This is a genomic window from Herbaspirillum hiltneri N3, from assembly GCF_001267925.1.
Taxonomy (GTDB): Bacteria; Pseudomonadota; Gammaproteobacteria; order Burkholderiales; family Burkholderiaceae_D; genus Herbaspirillum; species Herbaspirillum hiltneri.
Map to the genome: position 1 here is coordinate 4,954,459 of NZ_CP011409.1, position 11,016 is coordinate 4,965,474.

The window sequence follows — 11,016 nt, forward strand, 5'->3', positions numbered from 1 at the left end:
GTGCGAGAGTCTTATTTTTTTAATATCTGGCGCATAGTAGCCGAGTCGTACCATTACTACAATACGTATAAGTACCGTATTGGGGAAAGGTCGGAAATTTTATTTTCGGCGCAACTTTCAGGGTGTTCCGCGCCGTGCTGCGCGGATCAATTCTGCTGCCTTTTCGGCAATCATCAGGGTCGGAGAGTTGGTGTTGCCGGAGGTGATGGTGGGCATCACGGACGCGTCTACAACCCGCAGCCCGCCTACGCCGCGCACGCGCAGCTGACTGTCCGTCACGGCGTGCAAGTCGTCGGCGCGACCCATCTTGCAGGTGCCGACCGGATGGAAAATCGTCGTGCCGATTTCGCCGGCGGCCTTGTATAACTCTTCCTCAGACTGGTATTCCACACCGGGCTTGCATTCATCGGGTTGGTACTTTCGCAACGCCGGCGCGGAGACGATTTTTCGGGTCAGTTTGAGCGAGTCGGCGGCAACCTTGCGATCGGCTTCCGTGCTCAGATAATTGAGCGTGATTTTTGGCGCTAAAGCACCGTCATTGCTACCCAGTCGGATATGCCCGCGCGAAGTCGGACGCAGGTTGCAGACGCTGGCGGTGAACGCCGGGAACGGATGCAGCGGATCGCCGAATTTTTCCAGCGACAAGGGCTGCACGTGATATTCGAGGTTGGCGCTGCTTTGCGACGGATCGGACTTGGCGAACACGCCGAGCTGCGACGGCGCCATCGACATCGGGCCGCTCTGGAACATCGCGTACTGCACGCCGATCATCATCTTGCCGTACCAGTTGCCGGCCATCATGTTGAGCGTCTTCACGCCCTTCACCTTGAATGCCATGCGGATCTGCAGATGATCCTGCAGATTTTCACCGACGCCGGCGAGTTCCTTCACCACCGGAATCTGATGTTGCTGCAGCAAGGCGACCGGACCGATTCCGGACAACTGCAGGAGATGCGGCGAACCCACCGCACCGGCGGCGAGAATGGTTTCGCAGGTCGATTCGGCATACCACTCGCTGCCGCCGCCAGTGAATTCCACACCGACGCACACGGGACCGCTTATTCCATTGACTTCGCGTTGTTCAATGCGCAGGCGCTTCACGTGCGAGCCGGTCATGATGTCGAGGTTGCCGCTTTTCATGGCCGGTTTCAAAAATGCCTTCGATGCGTTCCAGCGGATGCCGCGTTTTTGATTGACGTCGAAATAGGAACTGCCCTCGTTGTCGCCGCGATTGAAATCGTCGATCTTGGGAATGCCGGTTTGCGCCGCCGCATCGCGGAAGGCGTCGAGGATTTCCCACGACAGCCGCTGCTTCTCGACGCGCCATTCGCCGCCGGCGCCGTGGAACTGGTCGGCGCCCTTGTAATGGTCTTCGCTCTTCTTGAACAGCGGCAGCACCTGATCCCAGCGCCAGCTGTCGTCGCCGGTCAGTTGCGCCCACTCGTTGTAGTCGCGTTCCTGGCCGCGCATGTAGATCATGCCGTTGATCGACGAGCAGCCGCCCAACACTTTACCGCGCGGATAAATCAGGCTGCGGCCGTTGAGGCCGACATCGGCTTCGGTGCGATACAGCCAGTCGGTGCGCGGATTGTTGATGCAATACAGGTAACCGACAGGAATATGGATCCACAGGTAATCATCCTTGGCGCCCGCCTCGATCAGCAGCACCCTGACGCCGCGATCCTTGCTCAGGCGGTTGGCCAGCACGCAACCAGCCGTGCCGCCACCGACGATGATGTAATCGTATTTACCTGCTGACTCCATATTCCTGTCTCCGTTATTTTTATCGCTTGGTTTTGCTGCGCAATTATTTCGCCACCGGCATCGTAAATTCCGCGCCCTTGCCGATAGTAGCCGACCAGCGCTGCATAATGGACTTATATCGCGTATAGAACTTGATGCCCTCTTCGCCATAAGCATGCGTATCGCCGAACAGCGAACGCTTCCAGCCGCCGAACGAATGCCAGGCCATCGGCACCGGAATCGGCACGTTGATGCCGACCATGCCGACCTGGATGCGGCGCGAGAACTCATGCGCCGTGTTGCCGTCGGCGGTGAACAGCGACACGCCGTTGCCGTACTCATGTGCATTGATCAGCCGCACCGCTTCGGCGAAATCGGGCACGCGCACCACGCACAGCACCGGTCCGAAAATTTCTTCCTTGTAGATCTTCATGTCCGGCGTGACGTGGTCGAACAAGGTGCCGCCGACGTAGAAGCCGTTTTCATGACCCGGCACCTTGATGCCGCGGCCGTCGACCAGCAGCTTGGCGCCGGCGTTGACGCCGTCGTCGATGTAGCCTTCCACCTTAGCCTTGTGCGCCGCAGTGACCAGCGGGCCCATTTCGGCGTCGGCTTCCATGCCGTTCTTGATCTTCAGGGCTTTCACGCGCGGAATCAGCGCTTCTACCAGCTTGTCGGCCACGCTGCCGACTGCCACCGCCACCGAAATCGCCATGCAGCGTTCGCCGGCCGAACCGTAGGCCGCACCGATCAGCGCATCGACCGCCTGCTCCAGGTTGGCGTCGGGCATCACCACCAGGTGATTCTTGGCGCCGCCCAGCGCTTGCGCACGCAACGGGAAAGTGCCGGCGCGCTTGGTCGCCTCGCTGTAAATGTATTCCGCAATCGGCGTCGAGCCGACGAAGGAAATCGCCTGCACCTCCGGATGCTGCAGCAGCGCATCGACCGCCACCTTGTCGCCCTGGACCACATTGAACACGCCATCCGGCAAACCGGCGCGCTTGAACAGGTCGGCCAGCATCAGCGACGGCGTCGGATCGCGCTCGGACGGCTTGAGGATGAAGCTGTTGCCGGTAGCGATCGCCATCGGCGCCATCCACAGCGGCACCATGACGGGGAAATTGAACGGCGTGATGCCGGCGGTGACGCCCAGCGGCTGGCGCAGATTCCAGTTGTCGATGCCGCCGCCAATGTTGTCGGTGAACTGGGTCTTCAGCAATTGCGGCACGCCGCAAGCGAACTCGACGATTTCCAGGCCGCGCGTAACTTCGCCCTTGGCATCGGAAAACACCTTGCCGTGTTCACGCGTGATCGCGGCAGCCAGATCGTCGTGATGCTGCTCGATCAGCTCCTTGAACTTGAACAGCACGCGGGCGCGCTTCAACGGCGCGGTCTCGGCCCAGCCAGGCGCAGCGGCGCTGGCGGAAGCGACCGCCGCATTGACTTCCGCTGTCGAGGCCAATACGACCTGGCCGGAGACTTCGCCGGTCGCCGGGTTGAATACGTCCTGCCGGCGTCCGCTTTCGGACGGCGCGATGCGGCCATTGATGTAATGCTGAATCGTGGATGGTGCGGCAGTCATAAGCGTCCCTTTGGTATGAAGTAATGTCAGATTGGAAAAAATGGCGTATTTATCTTGTTTTGGGAGAATATCGCGTAGATTCAGATGAATCCAATCAGTTATTATCAACAGCAATATAAGAATCGCTGATAATAATGCGGCCAGCGAAGGTTTCCACCTGGCTGTTTATTCTTCTTTTTCCGCATTTAGCCATGGATTTCACGCAGTTACGCGCTTTTATCGCCGTCGCCGAGGAAGGTAACCTGACGCGCGCCGCCGACCGGCTCCACGTCACCCAGCCGGCCGTCAGCCTCCAGATCAAACTCCTGCAAGAACGGCTCAAGCTGCAATTGTTCGTGCGCACCAGCGCCGGCATGCGGCTGACCAACGAAGGCAGCAAGCTGTTGCCGGTCGCGGAACGCGTACTCAACACCCTGCAGGAATTCCACCAGCACGCCGATGCCCTCCACACCAGCGCCGGCACCCTGAGCGGCACCTTATCGCTGGGAACCATCCTCGATCCCGAATTCATCCGTCTTGGCGCCTTCCTCAAGCTGCTGGTCGAACGTTATCCCCAACTGTCCACACGTCTTCAACATCATATGTCCGGTTCGGTGCTGCAATTGGTGAAAAACGGCGAACTCGACGTCGGCTTCTTCCTGGGAACGCCCGGCAAGGGCTTCCACAGCCTCACCCTGACGCCGTTCACCTACAACGTCATCGCCCCCGCCGGTTGGAAGAACCGCGTCGCTGGCAAGGGCTGGAAGGAGCTGGCACAGCTTCCCTGGATCTGGACCCCACCGGAGTCCGCGCATCACCGTCTGCTAAACCGGGTTTTCACGCAATACAAGCTGACGCCCAATACCGTCGCGCTGGTCGATCAGGAATCCTCCATGCTGGATCTGGTGAAATCCGGTGTCGGCCTGTCGCTGGCGCGCGAGTCGATTGCGCTGAGCCAGTCCCATGCACACGGGCTGGTGATCGCGGATGCGGTGGATCTTTCTACCGAACTGTCTTTCATTGCGCTGGAGAAACGCAGGAATGAACCAGCCATCAGCGCGGTGTTTGCCTTGTTGCAGAACGTCTGGAGCTGAGTTTTTTATGTAGGTTTCCAGAAAGGAATTTTTCAGGTTTCCCGAAAATGAGGTGATTTGGTTTTTAAATTAATAGTTTATATATATAAATAGTAGTAGTAGTTAACACAGGCACTTTTCTGTGGATAACCGGGTAAACCTTCATCGAATCATCGACTTGCGAAATTCATAAGTGCTTGGCAAGTCTTGTATGGCAAAAGAACAGATGTTGGAGAGAAATGCACGCTGTGCAAAACTCTTGAGCTATCCCCAATTCACACCCGAGTTATCCAAAGACTTATCCACAGATTAGCTGAAAATAGCTGTTTTTATTGGTATTTTGTTAATCAAACCAAAACAATAGACCTGTATCCATCCAGATTCGCCTTTTCGGCATGGATGGCCTTCAATCAAGCTCCAGAGCCAAACAGATTTTTCCAATGCCCATGGATGAACCAATACCCAAACATGCCTACAAGGTCTCCTTGCTGCCTTCAGGATTGGAATTTGAAGCCGGTGCGGAAAGTTCTTTGCTTCAGGCGGCTTTGCGAGCGCAAATACGTTTGCCCAGTTCTTGCCGAAATGGGACATGCCGCACTTGCCTGTGCATGTTGAAAAGCGGGGAAATCAGTTACCAGATCGACTGGCCCGGTCTGACCAGGGAAGAAAAAGCCGAAGGCTATTTGTTGCCCTGCGTGGCGGTTGCCGAATCGGACTTGGTCATTGATGCACCGGATGCTCTTTCCCTGAAATGAGCATCTTCGGCTTTTGAAGTGTTTTTCAATTTTTTAACCCGTTTGGAAAGAAAGCGGGTTTTCAGGGTTTCTGGTTTTTATATAAAAGTTTATATATATATAAATAGTAGTAGTAGTTAACGCAGCGCCTTTTCTGTGGATAACCCGGTAAATCGTCATTGAATCATCGACTTGCGAAATTCATAAACGCTTGGCAAGTCTTGTATGACAAAAGAACAGTTCGGGGACAGAAATCGCGCCTGTGTAAAACTCGTCAACTATCCCCAATCCGCGCAAACCTTATTCACAAAGTTATCCACAGGATGACGTTCTGATAAGAATTCGTATTGCCAAACGACAATCTACCGCCTGGCCGCCTCTGGCCTGGTTTTGCCGGGTGGAGGCGCAGTCGGTTTTTTTTGCACTTCTTGCAAAAGATTGGCGCAATCCGTTTGTTGTTCACCGCTGATATTGATCAGCGGGAGGATCGCCGCCACCGGCGCCAGCACACCCAGAGCGATTGCGCCTCCGGTCTTCAGCGCCAGCACGCCCTTGTCGACGCCGACGTTCGGATCCTTGAACGGACCGGTCACATACAGGGGTGAGCGCAGCGAAATGATGCGCAAGCCCTTGCTGCGCGGATTGATGGTCAGGTTCAGCTGTTCCTGCGCCAGGTTGACGTCGCCGGTGATGGTGATGATTGCGTCCTCGGTATCCAGCGTGAACGTGCGCGCCTGCGCCAGGCCGTTGGTCACGGTGAAATCACCGGCCATGCAATTGAGCTTGACCTGCTTGTCGCCGAACAGCTTGGACACCACCACGTTGCCGATGTTGAGACCCATCTCTTCCAGCAGCAGCTTGCTGATGGCGCCGTGATTGATCAGCGTCTTCAGTTCGCCGTTGGAGGAACCCAGCATTGCCGCCACCGAATTGCCGGTCGCCGTCAACGCCGCGTCGCCGTTGATCTCACCGAAACTGGTCTGGGCCGCATTGAGATTAGGGAACAACTGCTGGATCTTGATGCGTCGCGCCGACAGTTTGACGTCGGATTTCATCTTCGGCTCGCGGCCGTCCAGCCGCATGTTCGACGTCAGGTTGCCGCCGGCGATGCCGAAGTTCAGCGGCGTCAGCGACAAGACTTTGTCCTTCAGGTGCAGATCGGCCTGAATGTTGTTGACCGGCAGATCCTTTTCCTTGACCACGCGATGTGCAGTCAGCTTGACGTCGGCGTCGATCGCACCCCAGGCTTCGGTCTGGAATTCCTTGACCGGCAACACCTTGTCGGCCGGCTGGCGCTCTTCCGCACCGCGCTTTTCCTTGCTGGCGTTGGAGTCGGCGCCGATCAGCGGGCCCAGGTCTTCAAAGCGCAGCAGGTTCGATACCACTTCACCCTGCAGCAGGGGACGCGGTTCTTTCGATTGATATTCGAGCGTACCGCCGATGTCGCTGGAACCGACCTGGCCCTTGAATTTTTCATAGGTCCAAGTGCTGCCGTTCTTCTGACCCACCGTATTGAGTTTGCCGATCAGATGGCCGGAGGTGGAAAATGGCGGCGTTTCCGGCAGCAGCACGCCGGTCAGCGGAAACAGATGCGCCATGCTGTCGCCCGACAGGTTCAGCTGCAGGTCTAGCGCGGCCAACTCCTGCGGCTTGGTCAGCGTGCCCTTGACGGCGATGCGCGTCTTGCCGACGCGCACATCGGCTTCGAGCGGATACGGTTTGCTTTCATCCTGCAGCGACAACACGCCGCCGGCCTTGCCTTCGCCGTTGATGTCGGCCTTGTTGAACGAGCCCTTCACACTCCAGCCGATGCCGTAGATTTTTTCCTTGTCGGGATCGAGCGTATCGATTTCAGCGCGCGCGCGTGCTTTTTGAATCGCGTCGTCGAGCTCAACCACGCCTTTGCGGATGACGATTTTTTCAGGACGGAATTGCCAGGTCGACGGACTGTCGTCGGACTTGAACGTCCAGTTGTTGACGGCGTCTTTCCTGCGCAGCAATTGCAGGTAAGGATCCTGCGCTTCGAGATCGGGCAGCACGATCTTGTGCTGCAGCAGCGGCCACGGATTGAGCGTGACGTTGAGTTGTTTGACCGTCGCCATGTTGGAGTTGGCCGGCGCCCAATCGGGATTGCCGAGCACGATGTCGTTGGCGCTCACATGCGGCCACGGGATCCATCTGGCCCAGCTGGTCTGCGGAGAATCAGGTGCCCGCCATTTGACGACGAGATCGCCCTGGATAGCGAAGTGGCGTCCGGTGGCGTCGCTGACGCGCTGGTTGATCCACGGCCGCGCGCGATTCCAGTCGAAGGTGATGATCAGAATGACCAGCAACACGATCAGCGCAATGACGCCGGCCAGACTGAATCCGATTATTTTTGATGTCCGTGGCATAAACCATCCTGAAGGTGAGTGACTGCGCCGACGGCATCAAGGAAAATTCAGGCGGTCGTCAGCGCTTCATGTTGATACGACCGAATTCGTCATGAGTTGTTGCAACTAAATGCGCGCGCAGCCATTTGTGAGCCGGATTTCTCGCGTCCCGTTCGTGCCACAGCATGTCCACATGTTCTTCCGGCGTCTTGAACGGAAGCTCTTTCACCACAAGGACTTCCGTCATGCCGGTGGCGGCAATCAGATGGCGCGGCAACACCGTAATCAGCTCCGAACTGGCGACGATGCGACCGGCAGTGAAGAACTGGTTCACCGTCAGCAGAATCTTACGTTCGCGTCCCATGCCGGCGAGGACATCGTCAATCACGGCATGGGGTTTGCCTGACAGACTGACCAGCAAGTGGTCGGCGGCGCAATAATTGTCGAGCGTCAGTTCCTTGTCGGCCAGCGGATGGTTCTTGTGCATCACGCACACATATTGGCCGGTGTACAAACGTTCGTGGCTGATCTGCGTCTTGACCGTGCCCTGGCCGTCGGCCAGCTGCGCCGTCACGCCCGGGAAAAATCCCACTGCCAGATCGACGTCGCCGCGCAGCAGCATGGCGCGCGGATCGCGCGTGGTCAGCGGCATCATGCGGATTTTCAGGCGCGGCGCATCGCGCATGATGGTGCGCACCAGCGATGGCAGCCACAGCGCCGCAGTCGCATCGACCATCGCCATGCGGAAGGTGTTTTGTGCGCGCGTCACGTCGAAGGTCTCAGGCGTGATCACCGCTTCCAGTTCCGACAGCGCGCGGCGCACGGTCGGCCACAACTCTTCGGCGCGCGGCGTCGGCTTGACGCCGTGCGCGGTGCGTATCACGAGTTCATCGTTGAGCGTGTCGCGCAGCCGGCGCAACGCGTTTGACACGGCCGGCTGGGTCATCGCCAGCAGATTGGCCGCGCGCGTCAGGTTCTGCTCCGTCATCACCGCGTCAAAGACGCGCAACAGGTTAAGGTCAAGAGTAAGGAAGCTCATGTCAGCCGCGCCCCATAAGGCAGAGAGGAGGAGAGAAAAATCTTCAAGGTCAAAAAAACGCTATTCACAAAAGGTATAACTGATATCTGAAAACGAAATTGGTAAAGGCAGTCGGTCGTCATTACACTGCAATGCAACATAACACATTTCGCAAGGAGTCCATCATGACTACATTGACCGCCAATTACTCTTCGAAGACTACTGCAGCCGGTTCCAGCAAGTTCGGCGCCGCCCTGCGCAACATCTTCGTTCGCTTCGTCCAAGCCCACGAATCGCAAGCCGCTCTGATGACCGCTGACTACAACAGCAAGGTCGAAGGCGCTTCGCAACTGAACCGCCTGGCCAACAAGTTCGAATCCAGCCAGCCTAACCTGGCAGCCGAACTGCGTTTCATCGCATCGCGCGGCTGATCTGCATCCAGGTATCTGAGTATCTGGGTATAGAGCAGCAACAAGCATTTGCAGCAACACTACAGCACGGCGCGTAGTGCGCGGAACCAACCGGTAACGACGCATTTCAGCAGTTCTGTAGGGCAACAACGGTTTCAGTCCTGAGTTTCTCAGGCCCGCGTCCTGGCGCGTATGCAGGCAAACAAGCCCGCAGCGATCGCGCGACATGGGAATCTGTCCGGCGTCTCCTCCTCCCTCTTTAGGAAGGATTTCCCCGCAAGCTTCGGCTTCGCGGGGATTTTTTTGTCTATGAAGTCCGGTGATTGTTCGAGAGCCCCCTCCACAAGCCTTGAGCATACTGCATCCCCGGCTTTATTCACAATACCTATATCTGATATCCCCAGTCTAAATTGGCTATCCCGTGCCGGAAAACCTATACTGCAATGCAACAACAAAGCAATCGAGCTCAAAAGCAGTTTCATATCAGGGAAATCAATATCATGTCAGTCCTCGCCATCGCCTTTCCAGTTGAAGCCGCCGTGCCGGTCGCGCAATCGCTGATCGGAGCCGGCATCGCGCTGACGCGCCCCTTGCTGGGCCTGGGCGCGCTCGTGACGCTGCTCATGGTGTTCAAGCCCTTGCTGGCCGGCATCATGCGCGCCGTGGTCGCCTTCTTCGTGCCGCGCAAGTCGTTCGAGCAACGTGTCGCCGCACACCGTTTCAGCGGCGTTCGCATGCTCAACCGCATGGCCAATGATTACAGCGGCAGCCAACCGAATTTCGCAGCCGAGCTGCGCAACCTGGCCGCGCGCGACAACTGATCGCCGCAGATAGCAGACGATAGCCGCCATCAGGCGCCAGAGTTTATTAGTACCGATCAAGCAGTAAGTACCGCGTCTCCTCCTCCCTCTTCAGGAAGGATTAGCCCCACGAGCCCCAATTCGTGGGGCTTTTTTTATGTGCGCCAAGGTATTTGTGGAAATCAGCCGGGTTTTGGGGCCTGACGGCTTTCTTGCACCATGCCCGCGTGATAACGTAGGGGCCTGATCTCCTTCGTATTTCCGCTACTCCAGCCTCAACACCTCGTCGACATCATGTGCCAGTTACTCGGGATGAATTGCAACACGCCCACCGACATCGTTTTCAGCTTCACCGGTTTTGCAACCCGCGGCGGCCTGACGGATCACCACAGCGACGGCTGGGGCATCGCATTCTTTGAAGGCTCCGGCGTGCGTCACTTTGTCGACTACCAGTCGGCGGTCAGTTCGCCGGTGGCCGAGCTGATCAAGAGCTGTCCGATCAAATCGCAGCACGTCATCGCCCACATCCGCAAAGCCACGCAAGGCCGCGTCTCGCTGGCCAACTGCCATCCCTTCGTGCGCGAATTGTGGGGACGCTACTGGGTATTCGCCCACAACGGCGACCTGAAGAATTTCACCCCCGCGCTCGACGGCCCTTATCGCCCGGTCGGCACTACCGACAGCGAACTGGCGTTTTGCTACCTGTTGCAGGAGCTGCGCAAGCGCTTTGGCGAGACCTTGCCGTCCCTGGCCGAATTAACGCCGGTGTTGCGCGAACTTACGGCATATATCGCCGGACATGGGCCATTTAACATGCTGTTGTCGGATGGTTCGGCGCTGTTCTCGCATTGCTCCACCAATCTGTACTACATCATCCGCCAGCATCCGTTCGCCTCGGCCCACCTGTCCGACCAGGACGTGTCGGTAGACTTCTCCGAACTCACCACCGCCAACGACCGCGTCGCGGTCATCGTGACCCAGCCGCTCACCACCAACGAGACCTGGACCCAGTTCGCCCAAGGCGAGCTGAAAGTCTTCGTCGACGGCGCCGTGGTGGAATAGATTGTCCAGGCGGCAAGAGTTTTCCCTCCTTGCCGCCTGCCTCTTTATGTCGCACTCCTTCGATATTTCCGGCGAAGCTTTTGCCGGCTATCGATATACATTTTTACTCTGTCAAAAACCGCCCCAGCCTGTGGATAACTTTTGCCGGTCAGAGTAGAATGGCGCCCTTATGGTGTTGATATCGGGCGCTCCAGGATTCCTTCAGCCCAAGCCGGTCAACACGCATCCCACCCGTTTTTTATA

At 57.4% G+C, this 11,016-nt stretch carries 9 protein-coding genes; 5 read left to right on the forward strand and 4 right to left on the reverse strand.

What is annotated here, in order from left to right:
• Positions 1-117: 117 nt before the first annotated feature.
• Positions 118-1,764: a GMC family oxidoreductase gene (locus F506_RS22395; protein WP_053201067.1), complete on the reverse strand. Its 1,647-nt coding sequence runs from the start codon at positions 1,762-1,764 to the stop codon at positions 118-120.
• A gap of 43 nt (positions 1,765-1,807) precedes the next feature.
• Complete coding sequence (locus F506_RS22400) at positions 1,808-3,325, reverse strand: CoA-acylating methylmalonate-semialdehyde dehydrogenase (RefSeq protein ID WP_053201069.1); 1,518 nt, start codon at positions 3,323-3,325, stop codon at positions 1,808-1,810.
• A gap of 191 nt (positions 3,326-3,516) precedes the next feature.
• On the opposite strand from F506_RS22400, the gene F506_RS22405 reads away from it, so the two are divergent.
• Both F506_RS22405 and F506_RS22410 read left to right on the forward strand, forming a co-directional pair.
• Positions 3,517-4,398: a LysR family transcriptional regulator gene (locus tag F506_RS22405; RefSeq protein ID WP_053201071.1), complete on the forward strand. Its 882-nt coding sequence runs from the start codon at positions 3,517-3,519 to the stop codon at positions 4,396-4,398.
• A 425-nt stretch (positions 4,399-4,823) separates the two neighbouring features.
• Complete coding sequence (locus F506_RS22410; protein ID WP_053201853.1) at positions 4,824-5,132, forward strand: 2Fe-2S iron-sulfur cluster-binding protein; 309 nt, start codon at positions 4,824-4,826, stop codon at positions 5,130-5,132.
• A 341-nt stretch (positions 5,133-5,473) separates the two neighbouring features.
• Here F506_RS22410 and F506_RS22415 read toward each other — a convergent pair whose 3' ends face one another.
• Positions 5,474-7,504, reverse strand: coding sequence for an AsmA family protein (locus F506_RS22415; RefSeq protein WP_053201074.1), 2,031 nt, complete (start codon positions 7,502-7,504; stop codon positions 5,474-5,476).
• Positions 7,505-7,562: 58 nt separating this feature from the next.
• The gene (locus F506_RS22420) at positions 7,563-8,522 is read right to left on the reverse strand and encodes a LysR family transcriptional regulator (RefSeq protein ID WP_053201076.1); all 960 of its coding nucleotides are present in this window, start codon (positions 8,520-8,522) and stop codon (positions 7,563-7,565) included.
• A gap of 164 nt (positions 8,523-8,686) precedes the next feature.
• On the opposite strand from F506_RS22420, the gene F506_RS22425 reads away from it, so the two are divergent.
• The 3 genes from F506_RS22425 (at position 8,687) to F506_RS22440 (ending at position 10,773) form a co-directional block, all read left to right on the forward strand.
• Positions 8,687-8,932: a hypothetical protein gene (locus F506_RS22425; protein WP_053201077.1), complete on the forward strand. Its 246-nt coding sequence runs from the start codon at positions 8,687-8,689 to the stop codon at positions 8,930-8,932.
• 479 nt (positions 8,933-9,411) lie between these two features.
• Positions 9,412-9,732 (forward strand): hypothetical protein, encoded by a 321-nt coding sequence (locus tag F506_RS22435; RefSeq protein ID WP_053201082.1) that lies wholly within the window; start codon positions 9,412-9,414, stop codon positions 9,730-9,732.
• Between the two features lie 273 nt (positions 9,733-10,005).
• A complete protein-coding gene (locus F506_RS22440) occupies positions 10,006-10,773 on the forward strand; it encodes a class II glutamine amidotransferase (protein ID WP_053201084.1) in 768 nt (255 codons plus the stop codon).
• Positions 10,774-11,016: the final 243 nt, after the last annotated feature.